This is a genomic window from Microbacterium sp. C-MGS6 (assembly GCF_058140415.1).
The window spans coordinates 1,249,445-1,274,983 of record NZ_CM176934.1 but is presented as its reverse complement, the minus strand read 5'-3'; the positions used below and the strand labels follow the sequence as shown (position 1 = coordinate 1,274,983).

Annotated in this window: 17 protein-coding genes and 1 tRNA gene; 8 read left to right on the top strand and 10 right to left on the bottom strand. The window is 71.7% G+C overall.

The features are described 5' to 3' along the window. Positions 1–90 precede the first annotated feature (90 nt). A complete protein-coding gene (locus tag AC3B5L_RS06120) occupies positions 91–1,293 on the top strand; it encodes an aminotransferase class I/II-fold pyridoxal phosphate-dependent enzyme (protein WP_490096305.1) in 1,203 nt (400 codons plus the stop codon). 10 nt (positions 1,294–1,303) lie between these two features. Here AC3B5L_RS06120 and AC3B5L_RS06115 read toward each other — a convergent pair whose 3' ends face one another. Further along, a complete protein-coding gene (locus tag AC3B5L_RS06115; protein ID WP_490096304.1) occupies positions 1,304–2,113 on the bottom strand; it encodes a carbon-nitrogen hydrolase family protein in 810 nt (269 codons plus the stop codon). Positions 2,114–2,191: 78 nt separating this feature from the next. Here AC3B5L_RS06115 and AC3B5L_RS06110 point away from each other — a divergent pair. Both AC3B5L_RS06110 and AC3B5L_RS06105 read left to right on the top strand, forming a co-directional pair. Further along, a tRNA-Met gene (locus AC3B5L_RS06110) sits at positions 2,192–2,265 on the top strand. An 87-nt stretch (positions 2,266–2,352) separates the two neighbouring features. After that, positions 2,353–3,228, top strand: a complete 876-nt coding sequence (locus tag AC3B5L_RS06105) for an aminoglycoside phosphotransferase family protein (RefSeq protein ID WP_490096303.1) — start codon at positions 2,353–2,355, stop codon at positions 3,226–3,228. 22 nt (positions 3,229–3,250) lie between these two features. Here the strand turns inward: AC3B5L_RS06105 and AC3B5L_RS06100 are convergent, their stop codons facing one another. From AC3B5L_RS06100 to AC3B5L_RS06090, 3 genes are all read right to left on the bottom strand, one after another. After that, positions 3,251–4,093 carry a universal stress protein gene (locus AC3B5L_RS06100; RefSeq protein ID WP_490096302.1) on the bottom strand — a complete coding sequence of 281 codons (843 nt, stop codon included), beginning with the start codon at positions 4,091–4,093 and terminating at the stop codon, positions 3,251–3,253. Positions 4,094–4,430: 337 nt separating this feature from the next. Next, positions 4,431–7,334, bottom strand: coding sequence for a UPF0182 family membrane protein (locus tag AC3B5L_RS06095; protein ID WP_490096301.1), 2,904 nt, complete (start codon positions 7,332–7,334; stop codon positions 4,431–4,433). Positions 7,335–7,407: 73 nt separating this feature from the next. Next, positions 7,408–8,499, bottom strand: a complete 1,092-nt coding sequence (locus tag AC3B5L_RS06090; protein ID WP_490096300.1) for a YlbL family protein — start codon at positions 8,497–8,499, stop codon at positions 7,408–7,410. A gap of 118 nt (positions 8,500–8,617) precedes the next feature. Here AC3B5L_RS06090 and AC3B5L_RS06085 point away from each other — a divergent pair, with 118 nt between their 5' ends. After that, positions 8,618–10,030, top strand: a complete 1,413-nt coding sequence (locus tag AC3B5L_RS06085; RefSeq protein ID WP_259953138.1) for a zinc-dependent metalloprotease — start codon at positions 8,618–8,620, stop codon at positions 10,028–10,030. Positions 10,031–10,856: 826 nt separating this feature from the next. On the opposite strand, the gene AC3B5L_RS06080 is transcribed toward AC3B5L_RS06085, so the two are convergent. Both AC3B5L_RS06080 and nudC read right to left on the bottom strand, forming a co-directional pair. Beyond that, on the bottom strand, positions 10,857–12,578 hold the full coding sequence (locus tag AC3B5L_RS06080) for an ATP-dependent helicase (RefSeq protein ID WP_490096299.1): 1,722 nt from the start codon (positions 12,576–12,578) through the stop codon (positions 10,857–10,859). Further along, the gene (nudC, locus tag AC3B5L_RS06075; protein WP_490096298.1) at positions 12,575–13,456 is read right to left on the bottom strand and encodes an NAD(+) diphosphatase; all 882 of its coding nucleotides are present in this window, start codon (positions 13,454–13,456) and stop codon (positions 12,575–12,577) included. Before nudC ends, AC3B5L_RS06080 begins: the two co-directional genes overlap by 4 nt. A gap of 64 nt (positions 13,457–13,520) precedes the next feature. Between nudC and AC3B5L_RS06070 the strand changes: the two genes are divergently transcribed. Further along, on the top strand, positions 13,521–14,873 hold the full coding sequence (locus AC3B5L_RS06070; RefSeq protein WP_490096297.1) for a phosphotransferase: 1,353 nt from the start codon (positions 13,521–13,523) through the stop codon (positions 14,871–14,873). Here AC3B5L_RS06070 and AC3B5L_RS06065 read toward each other — a convergent pair. Then, entirely contained in the window at positions 14,819–18,304 is a 3,486-nt protein-coding gene (locus AC3B5L_RS06065; protein WP_490096296.1) for an ATP-dependent DNA helicase, read from the bottom strand. The genes AC3B5L_RS06070 and AC3B5L_RS06065 overlap by 55 nt on opposite strands. Continuing rightward, complete coding sequence (locus AC3B5L_RS06060; RefSeq protein WP_370428711.1) at positions 18,301–21,510, bottom strand: ATP-dependent helicase; 3,210 nt, start codon at positions 21,508–21,510, stop codon at positions 18,301–18,303. The genes AC3B5L_RS06065 and AC3B5L_RS06060 overlap by 4 nt, the downstream gene beginning before the upstream one ends. Before the next feature lie 151 nt (positions 21,511–21,661). On the opposite strand from AC3B5L_RS06060, the gene AC3B5L_RS06055 reads away from it, so the two are divergent. Further along, positions 21,662–21,886 carry a DUF3107 domain-containing protein gene (locus tag AC3B5L_RS06055; protein WP_025102974.1) on the top strand — a complete coding sequence of 75 codons (225 nt, stop codon included), beginning with the start codon at positions 21,662–21,664 and terminating at the stop codon, positions 21,884–21,886. 7 nt (positions 21,887–21,893) lie between these two features. Continuing rightward, the gene (locus AC3B5L_RS06050) at positions 21,894–22,181 is read left to right on the top strand and encodes a hypothetical protein (protein ID WP_187663666.1); all 288 of its coding nucleotides are present in this window, start codon (positions 21,894–21,896) and stop codon (positions 22,179–22,181) included. Between the two features lies 1 nt (position 22,182). On the opposite strand, the gene AC3B5L_RS06045 is transcribed toward AC3B5L_RS06050, so the two are convergent. Beyond that, positions 22,183–22,896, bottom strand: a complete 714-nt coding sequence (locus AC3B5L_RS06045) for a ferritin-like fold-containing protein (RefSeq protein ID WP_268777742.1) — start codon at positions 22,894–22,896, stop codon at positions 22,183–22,185. Positions 22,897–23,092: 196 nt separating this feature from the next. Here AC3B5L_RS06045 and AC3B5L_RS06040 point away from each other — a divergent pair, with 196 nt between their 5' ends. Continuing rightward, positions 23,093–24,613 (top strand): DEAD/DEAH box helicase, encoded by a 1,521-nt coding sequence (locus AC3B5L_RS06040; protein ID WP_259953118.1) that lies wholly within the window; start codon positions 23,093–23,095, stop codon positions 24,611–24,613. Here the strand turns inward: AC3B5L_RS06040 and AC3B5L_RS06035 are convergent. Continuing rightward, positions 24,600–25,529, bottom strand: a complete 930-nt coding sequence (locus tag AC3B5L_RS06035) for a DUF817 domain-containing protein (RefSeq protein ID WP_490096295.1) — start codon at positions 25,527–25,529, stop codon at positions 24,600–24,602. The two genes, AC3B5L_RS06040 and AC3B5L_RS06035, sit on opposite strands and share 14 nt — an antisense overlap. Positions 25,530–25,539 lie beyond the last annotated feature (10 nt).

Sequence of the window (25,539 nt, the reverse complement as noted above, 5' to 3'; positions counted from 1 at the left end):
GCTCCTTCAACGCTCCTCCAGGATGCCCCGCATCCCTGTGCGTTCCTTATGCCGAGCTTGAGTTTCAGCTATGGCCTTAGCCTGTTCTTCATGAGTGTCATCCCCGGCGCATGGCGTCGCACGGCGGCCGGTGCCGGTCTGCTCGACGCGGACGGTACCGTCGCGCCCACCATCTTCGCAGAGATGTCCGCCGCGGCGGTCAGAACCGGCTCCATCAATCTGGGGCAGGGCTTCCCGGACGAGGACGGCCCCGAGGTGGTCCTCGCCGCCGCACGCGCAGCGATCGCCGAGGGCGTCAACCAGTACCCGCCGGGGCGCGGCTTCCCCGATCTCCTGCAGGCGATCGCCGAACATCAACAGAGGTTCTACGGGCTCGCCGTCGACCCGGGCACCGAGGTCATCGTGACGGCCGGGGCGACCGAGGCGCTGACGGCGACCCTGCTCGCGCTCATCGACGGGCCGGAGGACGAGGTCGTCGTCTTCGAGCCCTACTACGACTCGTACGCCGCCGCGGTCGCACTCGCGGGCGCTCGGCTCCGGACCGTGCCGCTGCGGGCGCCGGACTTCCAGCCCGACCTGCAGCAGCTCGCGGACGCGGTCACGGATCGGACGCGGATCATCCTCGTCAACGACCCGCACAACCCCACGGGAGCGGTCTTCGACGAGGTGGTCCGCCGAGAGGTCGTGCGTCTGGCCGAGAAGCACGAGGCCGTGATCGTCACCGACGAGGTCTACGAGCACCTCACCTTCCGCGGCCCGCACGTGCCCATCGCCACGCTGCCCGGCGCTGCGGAGCGGACGCTGACCATCTCCTCGGCCGGGAAGACCTTCTCGACCACGGGGTGGAAGATCGGCTGGGTGCACGGCCCCGCCGCGCTCATCACGGCCGTGCTGACGGTGAAGCAGTACCTCACCTACGTCAACGGCGCGCCTTTCCAGCCCGCCGTGGCCGTGGGCCTGCGCCTCGACGATGCGTTCTTCGCCGATGCCGCCTCCCTGCTCGCCCGCAAGCACGCGATCCTCGGCGACGGTCTGCGCGTGGCCGGCTTCACCGTCCATGCCCCACAGGGCGGCTACTTCACGGTGGCCGACGCGACGGCTCTCGGCGGCGCCGATGCGGCGGCCTTCTGCCGCGCGCTTCCGGAACGGGCCGGGGTCGTGGCGATCCCCCTCACCGCCTTCGTGTCCCCCGCGCGACGCCCGGCGTACGCGGGCCTCGTCCGCTTCGCGGCGTGCAAACGCGTCGATGTGCTGGAGGAGGCGGCCGCCCGTCTCTCCGGTCTGCGCGCCTGAAGCGGGTCGGTCAGCGCGGGACCACGTCGTAACGCCGTGCACGCAGCGAGGGGTTCGTCTCCCGGACCCTGGTGATCGCCGCTCCGTCGACCACTCCGAGTGCCACCCCCGGCTCGGGCCCGACCCCCGCGCGGACGACGCCCTGCGGGTCCACGATGCGCGAGTGCCCCACGCCGATCGGCGCCGGGTGGTCGGCGGCGACGACGAACACCGTGTTCTCGATGGCGCGCGCGGCGAGCAGCGTGGTCCAGTGGTGCTCCTTGAGCGGCCCGCGCACCCATTCCGCCGGCACCACGAGCGCGTCGGCACCGGCGACCGCGAGGCGCCGCGACAGCTCGGGGAACCGCAGGTCGTAACAGGTCATCAGCCCGAAGCGCAGACCTCCGAGCTCGAAGACCGCGGGCTCGCCGATCTCCCCCGGCTCCACCCAGTCCGACTCGCTCTGCCCGAACGCGTCGTACAGGTGCTGCTTGCGGTAGACCGCGAGGATGCCGTCGCCGCGCACGGCGACGACCGTGTTGCGCACGCGCCCCTCGTCCGAGGCCTTCTCCGTGACGCCCGCGACGATGACGACGGCGAGCTCCGCGGCCAGGCCGATCAGTCCGGTCACGAACTCACCGTCGAGACCCTCCGCATTCGCCGCGAGGCGTTCGTCCATCGGATCGACGAAGAAGCTCGAGTACTCCGGGAACACGATGAGCTTCGCCCCCAGTCGGGCGGCGTCCGTCGCGAGCTCGGCGATCCGCTCCCTGTTGGCCTCGCGCGAATCGGTGGGAGCGAACTGGCACACGGCGACGGGGACGGCGGCGTTCTCAGGCATGACGCCATCCTCTCGCACCCGTCGCTGCCGCGCTCGATTCGACGCCTCTCCAGATCCGTGATAAGTTATCTCTTGTGCCGCGGGGTGGAGCAGTTCGGTAGCTCGCCGGGCTCATAACCCGGAGGTCGCAGGTTCAAATCCTGTCCCCGCAACAAATGGAAGGCCCTCTGGCCGGGAGAAATCCCAGGCCAGAGGGCCTTTCGCATGTGGCGGGAGCCGACCTCCGGGAGTATCGAGGGGTGAGCCGACCAGTCGACATCGATGCAGCCGTGGTAGCTGAGCTCGTCGAAGAGCAGTTCCCCCGCTGGGCGCACCTGCCCGTCCGCGCCGTGGCGCGTCAGGGGTGGGACAACAGGACTTTCCGCCTGGGTGAGGATCTGTCGGTTCGCCTTCCCGTTGCCGAGTCCTACGCGACGGCCGTGCAGAAGGAGAGCAGAGCGCTCGAGTTCCTGGCCGGACGGCTCCCGGTCGCCGTTCCCTCCGTCGTTGCGCTCGGCGAACCCGGCCGCGGCTATCCGTTTCCGTGGTCCATCCGCCGGTGGCTCGACGGCGACACCGTCGACCGCGTCGCGGGGCTCGATCGTGTCCGCCTCGCCGTCGATCTCGGGGGCCTCCTCCGCGTCCTGAGGTCTCTCCCCGTGCACGCGGGGCAGGCCGCCGGCCGGCACTCGTTCTTCCGCGGTTCGCATCCGAGCGTCTACAGCGATGACGTCCACGCCGCGCTGCAGCGGCTGGACGGCACCGTGGACACGGAGAACTGCCGGAGCGTCTGGCTCGCGGCGACGAGCAGCGTCTGGGAGTCTTCGCCCGTCTGGTTCCACGGTGATGTCGCCGTCGGGAACCTCCTCGTCAGCGACGGCCGCCTGTCGGCGATGATCGATTTCGGCACCTGCGGCGTCGGCGATCCTGCCTGCGACCTCGTCATGGCGTGGACGTACTTCGAGGGGGACGCGCGTGACGCGTTCCGCGACGCCGCCGGCCTCGATGCCGCGACGTGGCGACGGGCTCGCGGCTGGGCGCTCTGGAAAGCCCTGGTGACGCTCTCCAGCGGGTCAGGACCGGGCGGAGACGACAGCCGACGCGTGCTTCACGAGGTGCTGACCAGCCCGCTCTAGGCCGCGGATGCCGTCCCGCCGGTCAGCGGACGACGGCGGTGGGCGCGACGAGCGCCGCGAGGACCTCGTGGCTGATCGACCCGAGCAGGAACCGGGCGACGGCCCCCCGCCCGTGTGAGCCCACCACGGCGAGGCTCGCGGTGGCGGCCGCCCGGTTGATGACCTCGGACGGGTACCCGCGCTCGACCCGGGGCTGCAGCCCGAGATCCGGATACGTCTGGCGCAGCCCGGCGAGAGCGACGGCGAGAGTCTCTTCGGCCAGCTCCTGCATGGAGGAGAGGTACTGCTCGGGATACGACCTCGCTCCGCGCGGAAGGGGCACGGGCGTCCATACCGTCACCGCGATGAGGGGCTCGCCGAGGCGGTCGGCTTCGGCAGCGGCGAAGGCGACGGCGGCTTCCGAGATCGGCGACCCGTCCACTCCGACGACGACACCGCGGCGGTCTCCCGCCTCGATATCCGGGATCACCACGACGGGGCAGGACGAGTCGGCGACGATGCGCAGCCCGTGCGCCCCGCGCCGCGGGCTGTCCGCGTCATCGGGTCGGAAGTCGCTTCCGATCACCAGGAGGTTCGCGCCCGCGGTGGTCGAGACGAGCTGGCGGACCGGGTCGCCGCGGAGCACGACGATGTCGACGTCCAGGCCCTGGGCCTTCAGCGTCTCCGCGTGCTCCTCCAGCAGACTCCGCGCGGCCGCGATCGCCGCGTCCACCACAGGGCCCTCCCCGACGGCACCGACCGCTCCCCCGACGACGCTCGCGAGGAGCAGAGTGGCCTTCCGCGACCGTGCGCGATGCGCGGCCCACTCCAGTGCTCGTCGTCCCGCCGACGTGTCCACCACTCCTACAACGATGCGCTCAGCCACGGCGACCTCCCTGTTCGCCTCCACCCTCCCATGCCATCCCCTCCTCGCGCGACGGTTCGTCCCGGACAAAACCCTCCGCCGGCTCAGGCACTCGCGCCAGATCAGGCTTCCTATCAGGAGGGCGCCTGACCTCGCGCGCCCGCCTGCTGCCGCGAGAACGCCTGTCCCGGCGCGCCACGCGCGCACGCAGGCACCCGTGCGACAGCAGGCACGCCTGCAGGATGTCGCCTGAAACGGCGCGAGCGCCTGATGCGGCGGGCGCGCGTCAGAGACGCGGGAGTGGCGGGGAATGCGAAAGGGCACCCCGTGGGGGTGCCCTTTCGTGTGCGCAGGAAGATCACTCTGCGGCGGCCTCCAGCTCCAGGAGCTTCTCGACAGCCGCGGTGAGCCGCTTGTCCGCCTCACCGAACTTCTCCAGGTCACCCTCGGTGAGGGCCGCCTGGCGATCGAGGAGCGCCTGCTGCGCCTTCGCCAGGGCGTCGGCCTGCTCATCCGTCGGCGTCGGCGTGGTCGGCGTCTCCCCCGTGTCGGGATCGGTCGCCTCCGGGTCGGTGGGTTCGACCTCGTCATCGCCACCGGTCGCGCCGGAGTCGCCGCCGAACAGCGTGTCCAGCGCCTCCGTGAGGGTGTTCTCGAAGGCCACCCGGTCACCGAAGGCGACGAGCACCTTCTGGAGACGCGGCAGCTGCGTCCCCTCGGACGACTGCACGTAGACCGGCTGGACGTAGAGCAGACCGCCACCGACGGGCAGGGTCAGCAGGTTGCCGTAGATGACCTCGGACTCCCCCTGCTGGAGCAGGTTGAGCTGCGGCACCACGGCCGTGTCCGAGTTGTAGGTGTTCTGCACCTGGCCGGGACCGGGAACCGTGGTGTCGGTGTCGATCTCCAGCATGCGCAGCTGCCCGTAACCTTCGGCCTTGACGCCCTTCTCGGCGCCCGCATCCGAGTCGACGGCCAGGTAGCCCATCAACACGTCGCGGCTGCCGCCCGCGCCCTGGGAGGCGGGGATGAACGTCGAGAACATCGAGAACCGCGGTTCCTCCTGCCCTGGCATCTGCATGGTCAGGTAGTACGGCGGCTGCAGCATCGCGTCGCTGCGCGGGTCGTTCGGCGTCTGCCAGCGGTTGTCCTGCTGGGCGAACGAGCCGGCCTTGTCGACGTGGTAGATGCCGAGGATGTCGCGCTGCACCTTGAACAGGTCGGTCGGGTACCGGACGTGGCTCATGAGCTCCCCGGACATCTCGCTGATCGGCTTGAGGGTCGACGGGTAGACCTTCTGCCAGGTCTTCAGGACCGGGTCCTCCTCGTCCCAGGCGTACAGCGTGACCGAGCCGTCGTAGGCGTCGACCGTGGCCTTGACCGAGTTGCGGATGTAGTTGATGTCGTCGATCGCGAGCGACGGCGTCGGCACGTTCGAGTCGGCGATCGCGTCGGACAGGCTCACGCTCGTCGAGTACGGGTACGTCGAGCTGGTCGTGTACCCGTCCACGATCCAGACGATGCGGCCGTCCACGACGCTCGGGTACGGGTCGCTGTCGAGCTCGAGGTACGGCGCGACCTTCTGCACGCGGGTCTTCGGGTCGCGGTCGTAGAGGATCTGCGAGTCGTCGTTGACGAGGTTGGAGAAGAGGATCTGCTCCGACTGGAACTTCAGCGCGTAGAGCAGCTTGGTGAAGCTGTCGCCGATCTTCGGTCCGCCGTTCCCGGAGAACGTGGTCTTCGTCTCGCTCGATCCGTCCTTGCCCCGCGGGTAGTCGATCTCGACCGGGTCGGCCCCCTCGGGGGCGCCGACGATGGAGTACTCCGGGGAATTCTCGCCGAAGTAGACCCGCGGCTCGAAGTCGCCCTGCTCGGACAGGAAGCCCGAGGTCGGGATGCCGCGCTCGAGGAAGACGGGCTCGCCGTCCGTCGTGCGCTGGTTTCCGGCCGCGGCGACGAGACCATAGCCGTGCGTGTAGACCGCGACGCGGTTGTTCCAGTTGTCACCGTCGCCCAGACCCGACATGTCGAGGTCGCGGACAGAGACGACCGTGTCCTGCTTCACGCCGTCGATCTCGTAGCGGTCGACGTCCATGGTCGTCTGGAACTGGTAGTAGCCGCGGTACTGCTCGAGCTGGCGGACCGTCGGCGGGATGACCTTCGGGTCCATGATGCGGATCGACGCCGTGGTCTCCGCGTCGGCGCGGAGCTGACCGGCCTCGGCGTCCGTCTCAGCCTCGAAGGCCGTGGTCTCCAGGTCGGCGACGCCGTAGGCCTCCTTCGTGCCGTCGATGTTCCGCTGGTAGTACTCGGCCTGATAGGCGTTCTGGTTCGGCTTCACCTGGAAGGTCGTGACCACCCACGGGTAGCCGATGCCGATGACCAGCGAGGCCACGATCAGCAGCGCGGTCGCCGCGAGGGGGAAGCGCCAGCGGCCGATGACGGCCGTGATGAAGAACAGGATGGCGACGACGGCGGCGATGATCGCGAGGATGCCGAGGCCGGGGATGGTCGCGTTGGCGCCCGTGTAGGCGGCACCGGTGATCCGGTCGTCCGGTTCGACGAGGGTCTTGTAGCGGTCCAGCCACAGGCTCGCCGCCTGCACGAGCAGGTACAGCCCTGCGATGACCGCGAGCTGGATGCGGGCCGGCTTCGAGATGCGCAGCTCGCCCTGGCCGATGCGCACGGAGCCATAGAGGTAGGACACGAGCGTGGTGACGAGAAGGCTCAGCAGCAGGACCGCCGAGACGAACGCGAGGAGGATCGAGTAGAACGGCATCGCGAACATGTAGAAACCGGTGTCGACGCCGAACTGCGGGTCGACCTCACCGGTGGCGACGCCGTTGGCCCACAGCCACACGGTCTTCCAGTTGCCGGCCGCCGCGAATCCCGCGAAGAGGCCGAAGAAGATCGGCATGCCCCACATCGCGAGGCGGCGCAGCGGCTCGATGACCTCCTGGTAGCGGTCGAGCTGGGAGCTCAGCCGCACGTAGACCGGACGGAGCCGGTAGGCGAGCTGGATGACGACGAACAGCGGAACCGCCATGCCGAGGAAGCCGATGACGAACATCACCGCCGTCGCGATCCACTGCGTGGTGAGCACGCCGGTGAACCCGACCTGGTCGAACCAGAGGAATTCGGTGTAGAGCGACGCGAAGACGAAGAACGCCGCGATGAGCGCGGCGATGATCACCAGGGAGATGCCGAGGATGCGTCGGGAGGTTCGAGGCGTGGCCGGGGGCTGGGCTGGGGTCGAGGTCACCCCTCCATCCTAGGCACCGCTCGCTGTGGGCGGGCTGTCACACCGGTCACGGCGGGGTCACGACCGTGCGGGCTCAGGTGGCGGGAACGTCGCAGGTCGGCAGCGCGTCGACGTCGCCGTCCTCCGCGATGACGTCGAGCGCCGCGAGGGATTCGTCGAGGGTCGCGGTGCGGATGACCTGCAGGCCGTCCGGCACATGCCCCACGACCTCGTCGCAGTTCGCCTCCGGTGCGAGGAAGTAGTCCGCGCCGGCGTCACGGGCGCCGTAGAGCTTCTGGCGGATGCCGCCGATCGGTCCGACGGTCCCCTCGGCGTCGATCGTCCCGGTGCCCGCGACCTCCTTGCCGCCGTTCAGCTCGCCCGGGGTCAGGGTGTCGATGATCCCGAGGGCGAACATCATGCCCGCGCTGGGGCCGCCGACGTTGTCGAGCTGGATCGTGACGTCGACCTCGAAGTCGTAGTCGGTGCGCAGCGTGATGCCGATCAGCCACGTCGTCGTGCCGTCCTGGGTCTGCTCCTCCGGCGTGATCTCGACCGTCTGCTCCGAGCCGTCGCGGCGCACCGTGAGCGCGACCGGATCCCCGCCCGCCTCCTGGATGGCCTCGCGCAGCGCGGTCGCCGAGGTCACGGGCGTGCCGTCGATCGCCGTGATCACGTCGTCCGCCTCGAGCAGGCCGTCGGCAGGAGAGCCCTCGACCGCGTCGACCACCACGACCTCGGCTCCGGTGTCGTAGCCGAGCTCGTTCAGCGCGGCGGCCGTCGCCTCGTGCTGCGAGTCGACCATGAGCATCGCGTTCCGCTCGTCGCGCTGCTCGGTCGTGACGCCCTCGGGGAACACCGCGTCCAGCGGCACGACGGCGCGCGAGGCGTCCGTCCAGGCGAGCGCGAGCTCGAACCAGCTCGGCGTGCGCTCCCTGTTGCCGACGACCTGGACGGTCGTCAGGTCGAGCGTGCCGCCCGTCTCGTACGTCTCGGTCCCCTCGACGCTGATGAGCGGGACCTGATCGCCGTCCGCGTTCTTCGCGGTACCGAGGGTGTCGTACACGGGGCCCGGACGCTGGATCACGTACGGCGAGGGCAGGAAGGTGAGGACGGCGAGCGCGGCGAGCGCGACCACCAGCGCCCAGACCCCGAGTCCGAGCTTCCCTGCACGCGGTCGTTCCACAGCAATCCTCCGTCGTTCGCGAGCGGCGTACAGCGATCTGCCCGCTTCGGGGACGCGCACTGAAACCTGTGACTAGCGTAGATGCCACGGCTTCAGACGTGCTGAGAGGGCGAGCGACATGGCAGACAACGAACCGAACCCGGAGGACTTCCAGGAGTTCCTGCGACGGATGCTCTCGAACCAGGGCGGTGGAGACATCGACCCCGAGGCGCTGCGCGGCGCCTTCCAGGGGATGGACGGCTTCGCCTTCGACCCGGCGATGATGCAGACGATCATGTCGCAGCTCCAGGGCGCCTTCGGCGGTGATCCCTGGGAGAACTCGCTCCGGCAGGCCCTGCACATCGCCAACCGCGAGGGTCAGGGCATCGGCGACGGCTCCCGCTCCTCCCTCGCCGACTCGTTCGCACTCGCAGGTCTCTGGCTGAGCGAAGCGACCACCATCTCCGAGCTCGCAGAGCCGCCGGTGGCGATGACCCGCGGCGAGTGGGTCGAGAGGACCCTTCCGGTGTGGAAGGAGATCGCCGGCCCCGTCTCGACGAGCATCGCCGACGCGCTGACGTCCGCCCTCGACACCCAGGTGCCCGAGGAGATGCGCGGCGTGGTGCAGGGCGCGGGACGCTTGATGCGGGGCCTCGGCGGATCGGTGTTCGCCGCCCAGTTCGGTCAGGTCCTCGGCAACCTCTCCCTCGAGGTCGTCTCCGGAGGCGACGTGGGCATCCCGGTGCTCCCCGCGGGTACGGCCGCCGTGATCCCGCAGAACCTCACCGCGTTCGGCGAGGGGCTCGAGATCCCGGCAGACCAGATCGCCCTCTACGTCGCGACGCGCGAGCTCGCCTACGCCCGCCTGTATCGGCACGCCAAGTGGCTGCACCTGCACGTGATGGCGCAGATCACCGACTTCGCCCGCGGCGTGACGGTGGACGTCGATGCCCTGGAGGACGTGGCGAGCCGCCTCGACCCCTCGAACCCCGAGGAGCTGCGCGCGGCGATCGAGGGCGGAGCCCTGCTCCCGACCCAGACCGAGGCGCAGCGCGAGGCCCTCGCCCGCCTGGAGAACCTCATCGCGACGATCGACGGGTGGGTCGACGTCGTCACGGCGGAGGCCACCTCCCGACTGCCGGACGGCGGCCGGATCGCCGAGGCGGCCCGTCGTCGCCGTGCCGTCGGCGGCCCCGCGGAGGACGCTCTGGGTGCGCTGGTCGGGCTCAAGCTCCGACCGCGACGCATCCGCGAGGCCTCGGCCATGTGGCGGGCGGTCACGGACGCGGTCGGCGTCGCCGCCCGGGACTCCCTCTGGGACTACCCGGACCTCATGCCCACCGCCGAGGACATCGACGACCCGACGGCCCTGATCGCGCGTCTGCAGGCCGCCGAGCGCGGGGAGCAGCCCGAGGCCGACGAATTCGATGAGGCGCTCGCCCGCCTGCTGGACGGCGACGACTTCTCCGCGGAGGCGCCCGCCGAGGACGGCGAGACGGATCCGCGCACCGACGGCGACGACGACACTCCGGAGGGCGAGCGCCCGGTCTGAGTCCGGCCATCCGGGTCGGGGACGGACGATCACTCTCCCTCCCCGACCACGGACGGACCGCCGACTTCTCCACCGATCCCCCGAATCGGCCTGCGGCTCCACTATGCTCCGCAGAATCGAGGGGTGCCGCTCACCCCGACGACCCTGACCCGTCTCGACCCCGCATTCCCGCTGCTCTGGCGCGACGGGATGACCCTCCAGGTCGGCGACGATCCCGCCATCCGGGTCCCGGCGTCCGCGCCCTGGGTCGAACGGCTCCTCAGCCGCATGCGCCGAGGGTTCCGACGCAGCGCCTTCGATGTCATCGCGCACCGCGCGGGAGCGCCGCGGGAGGAGGCCAGACGGCTGCTGGCCATCGTCGACCCGGCACTGCAGGACGAGCCCGCCCGCCCGCTCGCCGCCCGGGTGTCCACGCTCGGGCTCACCGACACCCGCGCCGAAGGGCGGCTGTGCGAGGCGCTCGCCGACGAAGGCGTGTCGCTCGCGACGACCTCGGCGCCGTCATCGACGGTGGTCGCCGTCGTCCTCGTTCCCGGTGCGGCGGCCGCCGTGCAGTTCGCGCCGTTCCTGCGCACGGACTCCCCGCACCTGCCGATCGCCGTCGAGCCGGCGCGCATCACCGTGGGACCGCTGGTCATGCCGGGGCTCACGCCGTGTCTGACCTGCCGGGATGCCGAGGACACCGCTCGGGACCCTGCCTGGCCGCTGCTCCACGGTCAGCTCGTCGGCCGCGACCCCGGACGCATCACACTCGCCAGGGTGGCTGCGGCCGGAGCGGTCGCTGCGCGTCTCCTCGCCGACCCCGAGGCCGCCCGCATCGCCCGGATCAGCGCGGACGGCGCGATCGGGTGGCGTTCGGTGCGGTTTCGCGCAGAATGCCTGTGCCGCGACCCGTCGTCCCCATCTCCGCCAGGAACCGCGAGGGCGCCCGTTCGCCGCGCCCCGCCGATCGCGCCCAGGACAGCTCCAGCGTGCGCGCAGCCCGCGTGATCCCCACGTAGGCGAGGCGACGCTCCTCGTCCACGGCCTCGAACGTCGTGGCATACGAGATGGGCAGCGACCCCTCCGCCCACCCCGCGAGGTAGACGTGCGGCCATTCGAGGCCCTTGGCCGCATGCAGCGTCGACAGTGTCACCGTCCGCATCGTCGGCTCGTGCTGATCCTTCGCGCGGGCCATGAGCTCGTCGCTGAACGATCGCAGGGTCGCTTCCGGTCCGGCATCCTCCGCGAGCCGCAGGATGGCCCGTCGCGCCTCCCAGCCGTCGCGCTGAGCTCCCCCGGCGGCCGGCGGCTCCTCGGTGAGTCCCAGCTCGCGAAGCACCCGCCGCACCCCGGGTAGGAATCCGTGCTCGGTCGGCGCGACCGCCGCCGCGCGGAGCGCGAGGATCGCCTGGCGTACCTCCGGCATGGCGAAGAATCGCGTGCCGCCGAGCACCGAGGTGGCGATCCCCTCGGCGGCGAGCGCCTGCTGGAGCACCGCGGACTGCGCATGGGCCCGATACAGCACGGCGATCTCGGACGGGGAGGCGCCGTCGGCGATACGGGCCGCGACACCGGCCGCGATCCCCGCGGCCTCCTCCGACTCCGAGTCGTACGCCGTGACCGTCGGCGGCTCGGCGGTGAAGTGCTCCCGCGCGGGGACCAGCTCCAGCGCCCCGGGGCGACCGTGCATCAGCGCGTTCGCCGCCGTCAGGATGGGGGCCTGGGACCGGTAGTTCGTCTCCAGCCGGATGACCGTCGCGTCGGGGTGCCGCCTTTCGAACTCGAGGAGGAACCGCTGCTCCGCCCCCGCGAACGAGTAGATCGTCTGGCTGGCGTCGCCCACCACGCAGATGTCGTGCCGATCGCCCAGCCACAGCTCCAGGAGCCGGTTCTGGAGCGGCGACACGTCCTGGAACTCGTCCACGGTGAAGTGCCGGTACTGCTCGTGAACGGCGGCTGCGACCCGTGGCTCGGTCTCCAGCATCCCCGCACAGGCGAGCAGCACGTCCTCGAAGTCGAGCTGATGACGCTCGTCCTTCAGCGCCTCGTAGCCGCGCATCAGCTCCACGAGCTGGGTGGGGTCGATCCCGGTGATCGGACGGCCCAGCTCGGCGTACCGGTCGATCGAGATCATCGACACCTTCCGCCACTCGATCTCCGAGGCGATGTCGCGCAGGGTCGCCGTGCGGGGACGCAGGCGGAGGGCATCGGCGGCCTGACCGAGCATGCGCACCTTGTTGTCGATGATCGACGGCGCGGGGGCCCCCGCCAGCGTGGGCCAGAAGAAGTTGAGCTGGGCGAGCGCGGCCGCGTGGAAGGTGCGGGCGGCGACGCCTTCGACGCCCAGCGCACGGAGGCGTCCGCGGAGCTCACCGGCGGCCTTCGCGGTGAACGTCACCGCCATCACCCGGGACGGCGAGTAGGCACCGGTGTCCACCCCGTGCGCGATGCGGTGCGTGATGACCCTGGTCTTCCCGGTTCCGGCCCCCGCGAGCACCGCCACCGGCCCCCGCAGGACCGAAGCCGCCGCTCGCTGCCGCTCGTCGAGGGCATCGAGTGCGCTCACGGGCGCTCCCCGAACCAGTCGACGATGAGAGCGCGCGCGATCGAGGCGGGTCCCGGCAACCCGACGGGACCGTCCCCGGCGAGCGCGGAGCCGATCTCCTCCCGCGTGAACCAGCGCACGTCGATGATCTCCTCGCCGTCGGGTCTGGCCGCGGCTTCGTCTTCGACCGCGGCGCGGAACCCGACCATGAGCGAGCGGGGGAAGGGCCACGCCTGCGAGGAGATGTAGCGCAGCGTCGAGAGGCGCACGCCGGACTCCTCCTCGATCTCCCGGTGCACGGTGGCCTCGAGGGATTCGCCCGCCTCCGTGAAGCCGGCGAAGCAGGAGTACATGCGACCGCCCCAGTTCGCATTGGCACCGAGCAGCAACCGCTCGCCGTCCGCGCTCTCGACGGCGACGATCACCGCGGGGTCGGTCCGCGGGAAGTGCTCGCGGCCGCAGACCAGGCACCGCCGCGACCAGCCCGCGTTGCGCAGCTCCGTCCCTCCGCCGCAGGTGGGGCAGAACGGGGCGTCGCGGAGCCAGCCGGCCAGCGCGACCGCGGCGACGAGCACCTCGGACTCCCCGGCGTCCAGGCGCCCGCCGAGGTCGCGGAGGCCGAGCCAGATCTCGTCCGGCGCCGTGTCCAGAGCATCGGTCTCCGGCGGGAGCGCGGCGAGCAGGAGCGCGGAGCCGTCGGCTTCCCGACCGAGCAGCGCCCATGTCCCGTCCGTGACGTCGTCCGCCGAGACGCGCAGCAGCGCCGAGGCCGCGACGCGCACACGCCCCTCCCGGACGACGATGACGCGCGAGGCCGCGAGGCCGCGGAGACGCTCGATCACGCCCTCCTCCTCGCGGAGTTCGGCGGCGCGGTCGAAGAACGGGCGCGGAATGCTCATCGACTCCCTCTCTCACGGGCGTGGCGGAGGCGGGACCGCCCCTGAGCCGACCTACCCTGGGGGCATGGGACGCTCTCCATTCACTCTAGCCGCGGCGGTGACGGCCGCACTTCCCGGCGCGGAGGTCACGGGCACCCGGGCGCTCACCGCGAACGGCGACGGGCGCTTCGACTCCGCCGTCGCCTCCCTCGCCGACGGCCGGGAGCTCGCGATCCGCGTGGCGGACGATGATGACGCCGCGCGCGAGCTGGCGGCCGAAGCCCTCGCGCTCCGCGCCCTCACCGACGGCGCGCGCGCCATGCTCCCGTTCCGCGCTCCCGGATACATCGGCGAGACGAGGGTGGGCGAGGGCCGAGCGCTCGTGACCGAACTGCTCCCCGGCTTCCAGATCGAGGCGTCGATGGTTCCCGCCGGACGCGGCGCCGCGGAGTCCATGGGGGCCGCGATCGCCGCCGTGCACGCGCTGCCGACGTCGGTCGTCCGCGGTGCCGGACTCGTGATGCGCAGTGCGGAGGAGAGCCGCGCCGAGCTGGAGCGGCTCGTCGACACCGCCGCAGCCACGGGATGCGTCCCCGCCCGCCTCACGGTGCGGTGGCGGGAGGCCGTCGCCGACGACGACCTCTGGCGCTTCGAGTCGACGGTCGTGCTCGGCGGCGCGCAGGCCACGTCGTTCCTCTTCGACGATCATCCCGAGCGCGGCCCCGAGGTCACCGGCGTGATCGGCTGGCACGGTCTCGCGGTCGGCGATCCGGCGCTCGACCTGTCCTGGCTGTCGGCCGCGCCCGACGCCGCGGCCGACGTGCACGGCGCGTACGCCCGTGCGATGGATCGAACTCCCGACGCCGGTCTCGAGATCCGTGCGCGGCTGCTCGCCGAGCTGGAGTTCGCCCGCTGGCTCGTCCACGGGGACGCGCTGCGGCGCGAGGACATCGTGGAGGACGCGGCCGCGCTGCTGGAGGCTCTCGCCGACGGCCTGCGCCACGACGATCTCGGCGTGCCCGGTGATCGCCGCTCGGACGTGGACTCGGCGATGGACGCGCTCGACCGCGTGCCGGTGGCGGCCGCTCCCGAGGTGGACACCTCGATGCAGACCGATGCCTACAACCCGGAAGAGCTCTGGGCGGCGGAGGCGGACGACATGGATCTCGACGCCGCGCGCACCGGGTCGTCGGTGGCGGGGGCGGGCGAGCCCGCGGGCGCGCCGTCGCAGCCCGACGCGGAACATCGTGCCGCCGTGGCGAGCATCGAGACCGAGGACCTCTCCGGCGTCGCGCACGCGTTCGCCGAGACGCGCGGAAGCGGACGGGTCGAGACTTCCTTCCCCTCCTCCCCCTCGGCGGACGACGACGATTCCGAAGAGGCTCAGCGCGCGGCGCGGGCGGCGCTCCAGCGCTGGAAGAGCTCCTCCTCGGAGTAGACGCGGTCCCCGCGGATGACGAGGTCGTCGGCCACGTAGTACAGCGCCACGTCGATCTCCTCGAGCGGGACGCCGAAACGCCGGTGGTACGCGAGCCGGTAGAGGGCCAGCTGCAGCATGCGCTCCTCGCGCTCCTGCGGTGTGCGTGGCGCCCGCCCGGTCTTCCAGTCGACGATCTCGATCCGTCCGCCGCGGTCGGCGCGTCGGTACACCGCGTCGAGCTTGCAGATGACGATGTGGGCTTCCGTCGCGTCGGGGCGCACTCCGGGGAGACCGGCTCCCAGCGCGAAGTCGATCTCGATCTCCACGGCGAGCGGCTGCAACAGCCCCCACTCGCTCCGCTCGAAGGTCTCCTGCAGTGCGGCGAGGTCGGCGGCGTCCGCAGCGGCACCGGATGCCGGAGCACCCGGTGCACCGTCGTCCTCGGGCTCGTCCTCGTCGACCTCCCAGAGCGCCTCGTCCACCCGGGTTCCGACACCGACGAGCTCGGAGCGCTGCTCGACCCACGCGTGGAACAGGGTCCCCAGACGGGTCTGGCGGTACGGGCGTTCGGGCATCGGGCGCACGAGCGAGGACAGGGTCCCGGTGTAGTCCGTGACGTAGTCCTTGAACCGGGAGGCGGGCACTCGCGTGGGTGCCTCCGCGTCCGTCCCGCGCTGGCGGGCGGCGCGCTCGTCGAGGAGCCGGCGCAACTCCTCGGTCGGCTCGAGGGTATCGCCCTGGAGGGCCTCCTCGACGACCGCCGCCGCGGCGCTCACCACGGGGCGCCGTCCGCCGAGCGGGTCGAGCGGCCAGTGCAGCGTGGCGCCGGGACCGTCGTACGGGTTCTCGTCCGGGTCGACCGGAGGGATCGCGTCGAGCCCGAGGACGTCGATGGCCTCCAGGAGGTACGGACTCGGCGTGCGCGGCGCCTTCTGACCCGCCCAGTGGGCGCCGCTCAGCAGCAGGTCGCTCTTGGCGCGGGTGATCGCCACGTAGGCGAGGCGACGCTCCTCCTGGCGCTGATACTCCCGGTAGGCGTCCTTGAAGCGCTTGAGCGCGCCGCCGTGGGGGTTCGCTTTCGTCGCCCCGCCCGACAGCGACGCCTGTGCGAGCTTCTGCCGCTTGCCGGGGTCGACCTCGCCCTCCATCGCCTCCTCCGGGTCCCAGACGAAACGCGGGAGCGCGTCGCGGTCTCCGCGCAGCGCGAACGGCACGACGCCGAACCCGAACCATCCCGAGGTGTCGGACACCCGCCCAGGCAGCTCGTCGACGACGAGGCGCACGACCGCGACGGCGTCCCACTCCAGGCCCTTCGACCCGTGGATCGTGAGCAGTTGCACGACCCCGGGCTCCGGGGGCTCCGGTCGGGGCATGAGTTCGTCGGTGCTCTCCGCCTTGTCGAGCCAGGCCAGCAGGCTGCCGATCGTGCCGCGCTCGTCGGCGGCGAGGAACGCGCGCACCTCGTCGGCGAACGCCCGCAGCTGGGTGGCTGCGACCCGCGCGGGTCCCCGGGTCTCGTTGGCGGCGAGCTCGATATCCAATCGCAGCTCCAGCTCGATGAGCCGGATGAGTTCCGGGATCGGCTGGGACGACGCGCGACGCAGGCGCTCCAGCATCTCCCCCGCGGCGCGGATCCGTGAGCGGCCCTCCGGGGTGATGCCCTCCAGCAGGCGATAGTCGTCGCGGACCGCGCGCACGATGTCGACCGCGTCCACGATGGAGACGGCCTCGTCGGCACCGCGGGAGGAGCGCAGCCGCGCCCGCACCTCTTCCGGCAGGGGCATGAGGGCGGTGTCGCGCTCCGCGAGCGCGCGTCCCAGCTCGTACAGCGCCGCCATATCCGCCACCCCGACGCCGAAGCGCGGGCCCGTCAGGAGCCGGATCAGCGCCGAACCGGCCGTCGGGTCGTGCACCACCCGCAGGGTCGAGACCACGTCGACGACCTCGGGCGTGGCGAGCAGGCCCCCGAGTCCAAGGATGCGGTGCGGGATGCCTCGCGCGGCGAGCGCGCCGGCGAAGGTCTGCATATGGCGTTTGGACCGGAACAGGATGGCGCCGGTGTGCGGGGAGTCGGAGGTCTCCTCGTGGGCGGCACGACGCTCCGCGAACCAGGCCGCGACCTCGGCGGCCTCGTCGTCGACGGTGAACGGGTAGCGCACGGCGACCGTACCCTCCCCGGCGCCGGGCCGCGGTTCCAGCGGCGGGACGTCGAGTCCGGGGCGCTGCAGGGGCCCCAGCACCCGGTTCGCGACGTCGAGGATCCGCCAGTCGTTGCGCCAGCTCGTCATGAGGCTGTAGGTGCGTACCTCTCCGGCGCTAGAGAAGGATCGGGGGAACGCGTAGAGGTTGTCGGCGCTGGCTCCACGCCAGCCGTAGATCGACTGGTGCGGATCGCCGACGGCCATGACCGCCGTGTCGCGGAACAGCTCCGCGAGGAAGCGCGTCTGGATCACCGAGGTGTCCTGGTACTCGTCGAGCAGCACGACCCGGTGCTGCTCCCGGAGCTCGGCGCGGACGTCCGGCGCGGACTCGACGATGTCGTACGCTCCGGACACCTGGTCGGCGAAGTCGAGCACGCCGCGCCGGTCCTTCTCGGCGATGTAGTCGCGCACGAGGCTGGTCAGAGTCGGGAGGGTGCGCAGGTTGACCGCCGCCTTCTCGACATCGGCATGGGAGCGGTAGGGCTCGAACGCCGCGGCCTGTGCTGCCGCGAGACGCTCGGCCTCGGCGAGGTCGACGCGATGGTCGAGCGCCGCGCCGGCGAGCCGCTGCACGGCGTCGATGACTGTTCCGAGGGCGTAGTCGACCTCCTCCAGCTCCGGCAGATCGCTGCGGAGCACGACCTCCCGCGCCAGCATCCAGGACGCCGCCTGGCTGAGCATCGCCACATCGGGATCCCGGCCGATGCGTGCGGCGTGCTCACGCACGATGCCGTCGGCGAAGGCGTTGTAGGTCGAGACGCGGGGACGGATGAGGAGGTCGTCGGCGGTGCGGAGCGCCCCGGGCTCCCCGGCCGTGCCGTAGTGCTGGGCGAGCTCGTCGAGGACATGGCTGCGCACGAGTTCGCGCTGCCGCCCCGGCGCGGCCTCCGCCACTCGACGCAGTGCCCCTCCGGCGACGATCTCCGGGAGATGCGGGAGCAGGCCCCGCCGACCGTATTCGTCGACGACGGCGAGGCGGGCGCCGATGCGCTCCGCGAGCTCCCCCGCCGCCTTGCGGGTGAACGTGAGGCCGAGGACCTCGTCCCGGCGGACGAGCCCGTTCGCGACGAGCCAGACCACCCGGGCCGACATGGTCTCCGTCTTGCCGCTGCCCGCCCCGGCGACGACGAGCGCCGGCTCCAGCGGCGCCTCGATCACCTGCTGCTGGGCGGGCGTCGGGGTCGGCAGTCCGAGCGCGGCGGCGATGTCGGTCGCCGAGAGCACGGCGTCCGGGGCTCCTGCGGTCATGCGCTCACCGCCGGCACGGTGTGGATGCGGCAGGGATGGACCCGGCGCTGCGTGTCGGCGCAGTGCGCCTCGACCTGTGCGGTGAAGCTCGCCGCCGACATGCCGCGGGCGACCTCGGCGACCCGGTGCAGGAACTGCGACCGGGCCTCGGCGTCCAAGGCGTGCTGGTGCGCGACGCGGTAGTCGCTCTTCGCCAGGGTCTTCGAGACGATCACAAGACGCGCGCCCCCGAGCGAACCGGGCGCGGCACCGGGCACGAGCCCCTCCTGCACAGCGATCTGATAGGCCGCGAGCTGGGCATGGTCGACGACGCCCCCGTCCGCCTCCGGATCGGTCTTCCCGGTCTTGAGGTCGACGACCACCGTGGTCCCCTCCGGCCCGCCGGCCATCGACTGCCAGCCGCGGCCGCGCGCCGGTCCGTGTTCGCCCGCGCCGGGCGGATACGCCTCGACCCGATCGATGTAGCCGTGCACGATGGCGCGGTGACCGCGGTCCTCCCCCACCGGGTAGACGCTCGGCTCGGCGGTCTCGCCGGACACGTCGACGGCGAACCGGAACTCCACCTCGCTGCCGAGGACGCGCCCGCCGTCCCTCGTCACCTCACCGAGGTAGCTGTGCAGCCGGTCGACGAACAGGTCGGCGCGACGGCGCTCCTTGCGCCCGATCCAGGCCGTCTCGAAGTCGAGCTCCGGCCAGTGCTCCTCGACGATCTCCCGCATGCGCGCGAGGTCGCCGTCCGGCACGCGCTCCATCGCCTCGTGGACGATCGTGCCGATGCCCGCCGTCGGCGGCATGACGGTGTCGCCGCCGAGAGCCGAGACGACCCAGTTGAGCCCGCATTCCTCGTACGACTCCACCGCCGAGGGCGACACCCGGGCTCCGCTCGCAGCGAGATCGCGCAGCGGCGCCGCCGTCGAGGGCGCCGTGACGCCGTACCAGTCGTGCGGATGCGCTCCCGGCACGCCCTCCCGGGCGAGGACGGCGAGTTGGGCGGCCGCCTCGCGCCTCGCGGGTTCGGCGTGTGTCGTGGTGAGCACCCGACGGTGCCGCGCGACCAGCCCGCGCAGCGTGAGCGGGTGCTCCGCGGAGGCATGACGCTCCGGCGGCTCCGGAGGGGGAAGGAATCCGAAGAAGGCGCTGGGTGACAGGTCGTCATCGTCCACCGCGGTGATGAGGAGGCGATGGCGCGCCCGCGAGAGTGCCCGCACGAACAGCCGCAACTCGTCGTGGAGCGCCGCCCGACGCCGGTCGAGCACGCCCGGTACCTCCGCCGGGAGGCCGGAGCGCGCCGCGGTCAGCGCGTCGGCGAGCCGCCAGGTCTGGAGCAGCCCGCCACGCAGCCGTACGTTGGGCCAGACGCCGTCCTGCACACCGGCGACGACCACCGCGTCGAACTCCGTGCCGAGCGCGGTGGCCGGCGTGAGAAGGGTGACCGTCCCCGGCCGGTCCGGCGACGACAGCGTGTCCTCCGGCACCTCGCTGTCGAGGATGTCGCGCACGAAGACCTCGGGGCGCTCGTCGGGTGTGCGCTCGACGAAGCGCTTGGCCGCGTCGAACAGAGCCACGAGAGCATCCAGCGATCGCGCCGTCTCGGCTCCGGTCGGCAGCAGCGAGATCTCCCGCCACGCGACCTGCAGCCGCCGCCCGTCGACGGCCCTGGCCTGCTCCCAGATGCGCCACAGGAGGTCGTGGATCGTCTCGCCTTCCGCCGCCGCACGAGCGACGCCGGCGACCGTCTCGGCGAAGCGCTCGGCGGTCCGCGACTCCGGTGCATCGATGAGCGTGAGGGTGGCCGGCGCCGACATCGCCGCGCGCAGCAGCTCGCGCGCGGGAGTCGACCCGCCCTGACCGAGTTCGAGGTGGCGGAGCCGCGCGCGCAGCCGACGGAGCGCGATCGCATCCATTCCACCGAACGGCGTCCGCAGCGCCTCCTCCCAGGCCTGCACGGTGCGGTCCTCGTCCGGAGTCAGCGCGAGCCGCACGATGCCGACGATGTCGCGCACGATCCCCTCGCTCCCGAGCGGGCGCTGCACCCCGGCGGCCCTCGTCGGGATCTCGCGCGCGGCCAGCTCGGTCTCCAAGGCTGTGACCTGACGGGTGTCGTGGGCGATGACCGCCATCCGCTCCCACGGGATGCCGGCGCTCAGATGCCAGTCGCGCATGACTCCCGCGATGCGGTCGAACTCCTCGTAGGGCGACGGCGCGAGGAAGGTCGAGACCTCCGCGCTGTCGTCCCCCGCGGTGGGCGCCGGGGCGCGCCGATGCTCGACGCGTCCCGAGACGCCGATCGCCTGCGTCACCGTGCGCGTCAACGCGGTCAGCAGCGGGCGCTGACGGTGGGCGCCGTCGAGCACGTGCACGGTGGTGAGCGCGCCGGCGAGTTGCGCGAAAAGCTCGGGGCTGGCTCCGCGGAAGGCACCGGAGGAGATGTCGGGGTCGCCGAATGCGTGGACCGCGATGCCCCGGTCGAGGAGCGCCTGCACCACGCCGATGCCTCCGCGCGTCAGCTCCTGGGCGTCGTCGATGAGCACCACCCGCAGGGGCGACAGCGGCCCGAGGGTCGCGCTGTCAGCCGTGCGGAGGATCCCCGCTGCCTCGCTGAGCAGATCGGCGGCGTCGCGGTGCGCGGCCCGTAGGGCATCGAGCACTGCGCGGTACTCCTCCACGAAGTCGGCCGCCGCCGTCCACACCGCATCGCCGGTGGCGCGCAGTTCGGCCGGGCTCGCCCCCAGCTCCGTGCACTCCGCGAGGAAGGCGCGGAGTTCGGAGCGGAAGCCCTTCGAGGCGCGGACGGGCTCGCTGAGCGCCGGAGGCCAGGCGATGCGGGCGTCCTCGGCATCGCCGGCGAGCAGTTCGGCGATGATGCGGTCCTGATCGGCGCCGGTGAGCAGAGCCGGCGGCTCCGCGCCCTCCCTCACCATCGCGCCGCGGACGAGCTGGAACGCGAACGACCCGAGCGACCGGGCCAGCGGTCCCGGCGTCGCCTGGCCGATGCGCACGCCGATCCGGTCGCGCAGCGCGGTGGCCGCCTGTCGGCTCGGCGTGAGCGCCAGCACCTCTTCCGGCCGCAGCCCTTCGACCTCGAGGAGCTGCACCACACGGTCGACGAGCGTGCGCGTCTTACCGGTGCCGGGGGCACCGATCACGACGCCCGACGCGGTCGGCGGCGCCGTGATCACGGCTCGCTGCGCGGCATCCGACATCATCCCTCCACGCTATCGGGAGGCGCGGACATCGGCGTCGAGGGCGAACCTCCTCGCGGGTTGTGCGCTCAGGGCGAAACGACCGTCGCCGCCGGTCTCCCCCGCTCGGTGCGCGATAGAGTTGGCCGAGTCCGACGACCTGCAAGGAGCACCCGTGGAAATCCGCATCGGCATCATCAACACCGGCCGCGAGCTGAGCTTCGACACCGCTGCCACGGCGGACGAGGTCCGCACCCAGGTCTCCGCCGCGCTCGAGCAGAGCGCCTCGCACCTGAGCTTCGCCGACGTGAAGGGCAACTCCTACATCGTGCCGACCGCGAACCTCGCCTACATCGAGCTGGGCACCGAGGAGTCGCGTCGCGTGGGCTTCGTCGCCTGACCCGCGCATGTACATCCTCCTCGCCCTCGTCGGCGCCTGCGTGCTCGGCATCGCCGCGCACTTCCTGATCGGGGGTCGCGAACGGCGCGGCGTCGCACTCGCTCCGGCGATCGCGACGGCCGTCTCGGCGATCGTCTACACGGCTCTGCAGTGGTCCGGCGTGGGCGAGGACAGCGTCTGGCTGTGGCTGGCGAGCACCCTCGGAGCCGCCGCGGTCGCGGCGCTCGCCGCCGCGGCTCTCACCGCAGCGCGTCGACGCGGCGACGAGCAGCGGAGAGCCGCGCTCGGGATCTGAGCTAGGACGCGAGGCCCATCGCGTCCATGCGCCGGGCGTGCGCCCCCATCAGCTCGGTGTACACCGGCTCGATGCGGGCCTCCTCCACGGCGAGGAGTTCGGGACGCAGAGCCGCGCGACAGACGAGGATCGTGTCGCCCACGAGACGCCGCGCCCACATGGACAGCAGCGAGCGCCACTCCTCGTCGCTCTCGATCGTCTCCTGGATGATCGCGACGATCTCGTGGCGCGCGTCGTCCTCGCGCAGGATCTCCGCGACCCGCCGCCCCGTCTCGCCGTAGCTCGAAGCGAGCGCGAGATAGAAGTCGTCGAGCATGCCCGCCGTGATGTAGACCGCGAGCAGGGTCTCGCGCGGGCGCGCCCCGATGGTCTTGCGCCGGAACGCGTCCAGGTGCTCGCGGAACGGGAGCATGAGCTGCGTCGGGTCCTGACCGCGCGCCGCGATGATGTCGACGATGCCCCGGTGCTTGGTGAGCGCCGCACCGGCGGCCCGGGACAGCGACTCCTTCTCGGCCAGCTCGGGAGTCGCGCGGATGAGCCGCGTCAGCGTCTCGAAGTAGCCGAGCTGGAGGTAGGCCGCCTGGCCGAGGAATCGGTCGAGCTCCGGCGCCAGTTCCGCGAAGTCGACACGCGTCGCATCGCTCTGCTCGCCGCGGCTGCGCAGCGCCAGGGTGCGTCGCGGCACGGCGTCGCGCTGCCAGAACCACTTAACCACGAGGTGTTCCTCCCGAGTCGGCCACGTCGTTCACAATACTCGGCAGAAGACGTCCTCCCTGCCCGGAGCCGCCCCTCCGGTAGGCTGGGCGTGTCCCCGCCGTCGGAGCGGGGCCCCGCGCCTGTGGCACACGAGACGGCGTGGCTCCGTTTACGAGGCGATCGCGCATGGTCGCCGGACAGGCATCTGAACAACAGTGACAACTTTCGCCGAACTCGGCATCGATCAGGACATCGTCGACGCACTGGCCGCGAAGGGCATCGTCGATGCCTTCCCGATCCAGGAGCAGACCATCCCCCTCGGGCTCCCGGGGCAGGACATCATCGGACAGGCGAAGACCGGTACCGGCAAGACCTTCGGCTTCGGCATCCCGGTCGTGCAGCGCCTCGGGAAGGATCCGGAGCACGGGGTCAAGGCCCTCATCGTCGTCCCGACCCGCGAGCTCGCGGTGCAGGTCTACGAAGACATCGATCTGCTCACGAGCAACCGCTCCACCAGCGTCGTCGCCATCTACGGCGGCAAGGCGTACGAAGGGCAGATCGACCAGCTCAAGGCCGGAGCGCAGATCGTCGTCGGCACGCCGGGGCGTCTCATCGACCTCGCCGGCCAGCGCCTCCTCGACCTCTCGAACGCGACCGAGGTCGTGCTCGACGAGGCCGACAAGATGCTCGACCTCGGCTTCCTCGCCGACATCGAGAAGATCTTCCAGAAGGTTCCCGCGGTGCGGCACACGCAGCTGTTCTCCGCGACCATGCCCGGTCCGATCGTCGCGCTGGCACGGCGGTTCATGACCAACCCGATCCACATCCGCGCCAACGACCCGGACGAGGGCCTGACGCAGGCGAACATCAAGCACCTCGTCTACCGCGCCCACTCGCTGGACAAGGACGAGGTCATCGCTCGCATCCTGCAGGCCGAGGGCCGGGGGAAGACGGTCATCTTCACGCGCACGAAGCGCGCAGCGCAGCGTCTGGTGGACGAGCTGAGCGACCGCGGCTTCAACGTGGGCGGCGTCCACGGCGACATGGGACAGGACCAGCGTGAGCGCTCCATGGCCGCGTTCAAGGCCGGCAAGAAGGACGTCCTCGTGGCGACGGACGTGGCGGCCCGCGGTATCGACGTCGACGACGTCACCCACGTCATCAACCACACCATCCCCGACGAGGAGAAGACCTACCTCCACCGCGCAGGACGCACGGGCCGCGCGGGCAAGACCGGGATCGCGGTGACGTTCGTGGACTGGGAGGACCTGCACAAGTGGGCCCTCATCAACCGCGCGCTCGAGTTCGGTCAGCCCGAGCCGGTCGAGACCTACTCGTCGAGCCCGCACCTGTACACCGACCTCGACATCCCCGAGGGGACGAAGGGGCGGCTCGTGAGCGCGCCGAAGAAGGAAGCGGTCAAGACGGAGCGCACCCGTCGTCCGGAGCGGGCCGCGGACGCCGCCGAAGAGGGCACCGGAGAGGGCGGCACGCGCCGCCGTCGCCGCCGCCGCACCGGCTCGTCGTCTGTCGGCTCCACGTTCGCGGAGGGCACGCCCGAAGGGTCGTCCGGCGAGGGTTCCGCCGCGCAGACCGCCGACCGCGGCGCCGAGGGTGCCGGCACCCACGACGGCGCCGGCAAGGAGCACCACGACGGCAAGCCCGCCCCCGCCCGCCGTCGCCGCCGTCGTCGCGGCGGCTCCGGCACCGGGGCGGCACCCGTCACCGGCGCCTGATCCGCGTCATCGTCGTCCGAGGGGCGCCCGCACGGTCTGCCGTGGGGCGCCCTTCGTCGTGCAGGAGGTCGGCCGGAACCTGCGGCGGGTAGACCCAGGCGACGAGCACCACCGAGATGATCATCAGCAGGAACCAGGAACTGAGCTTGCTCAGGGACACGGGCTGCCACCCCGCCGCCTGGTCGGGATACGCCCACGCGCCTGCCCACGTGCCGATGTTCTCGGCCAGGTAGATGAACACCGCCACCCCGGCGAAGACCGCGAGGAGCGGCAGCCGGATGGTGCGGCGCCATACGCGGGCGTGCATGACGGTGGGCAGCCACAGCACCACCACCCCGGCGAGGAGCAGCCACCTGGCATCCCACCACCAGTGGTGGGTGAAGAAGTTGACGTAGATGGCGGCGGCCAGGACGGCCGTCAACCACCGGCGCGGGTAGCGGGTGAACCCGAGGTCGAACAGCCGGTACACGCGCACCATGTAGGAGCCGACCGCCGCGTACATGAACCCGCTGAACAGCGGGACTCCCCCGATGCGGAGGGTGCCGTCCGCGGCATACGCCCAGGAACCGACGTCGGTCTTGAACAGCTCCATCGCCGTGCCGGTGATGTGGAAGAGCACGATCACCCAGAGCTCCCGCCCGCTCTCGAGGCGGAACACGAGCATGGCCACCTGGATGAGCACGGCCGCGATCGTCAGCGCATCGTTGCGGGCGAGCGCGGCGTCGTCGGGGTACCAGAGGCGGGCGGCGACGATCACCACCAGCAGCGCCGCACCGAACACGCAGGCCCAGGCCTGCTTCAGCACGAAGACGAGGAACTCGGCCAGCCCGGCGCGGAAGCCCGATGTCGGCACCGCACGGAGGAGTCGGCGAGCGATCGCGTCGACGCGGCGCTCCAGGGAGGTGGCACGTTGCATGCCTCGGACC

What these genes read in the sequence shown, in the direction of transcription:
- AC3B5L_RS06120 (WP_490096305.1), top strand. Translation starts at nt 91, where the DNA reads ATGAGTGTCATCCCCGGCGCATGGCGTCGCACGGCGGCCGGTGCCGGT.
- AC3B5L_RS06115 (WP_490096304.1), bottom strand. Translation starts at nt 2,113, where the DNA reads ATGCCTGAGAACGCCGCCGTCCCCGTCGCCGTGTGCCAGTTCGCTCCC.
- AC3B5L_RS06085 (WP_259953138.1), top strand. Translation starts at nt 8,618, where the DNA reads ATGGCAGACAACGAACCGAACCCGGAGGACTTCCAGGAGTTCCTGCGA.
- nudC (WP_490096298.1), bottom strand. Translation starts at nt 13,456, where the DNA reads ATGAGCATTCCGCGCCCGTTCTTCGACCGCGCCGCCGAACTCCGCGAG.
- AC3B5L_RS06070 (WP_490096297.1), top strand. Translation starts at nt 13,521, where the DNA reads ATGGGACGCTCTCCATTCACTCTAGCCGCGGCGGTGACGGCCGCACTT.
- AC3B5L_RS06065 (WP_490096296.1), bottom strand. Translation starts at nt 18,304, where the DNA reads ATGACCGCAGGAGCCCCGGACGCCGTGCTCTCGGCGACCGACATCGCC.
- AC3B5L_RS06060 (WP_370428711.1), bottom strand. Translation starts at nt 21,510, where the DNA reads ATGATGTCGGATGCCGCGCAGCGAGCCGTGATCACGGCGCCGCCGACC.
- AC3B5L_RS06050 (WP_187663666.1), top strand. Translation starts at nt 21,894, where the DNA reads ATGTACATCCTCCTCGCCCTCGTCGGCGCCTGCGTGCTCGGCATCGCC.
- AC3B5L_RS06035 (WP_490096295.1), bottom strand. Translation starts at nt 25,529, where the DNA reads ATGCAACGTGCCACCTCCCTGGAGCGCCGCGTCGACGCGATCGCTCGC.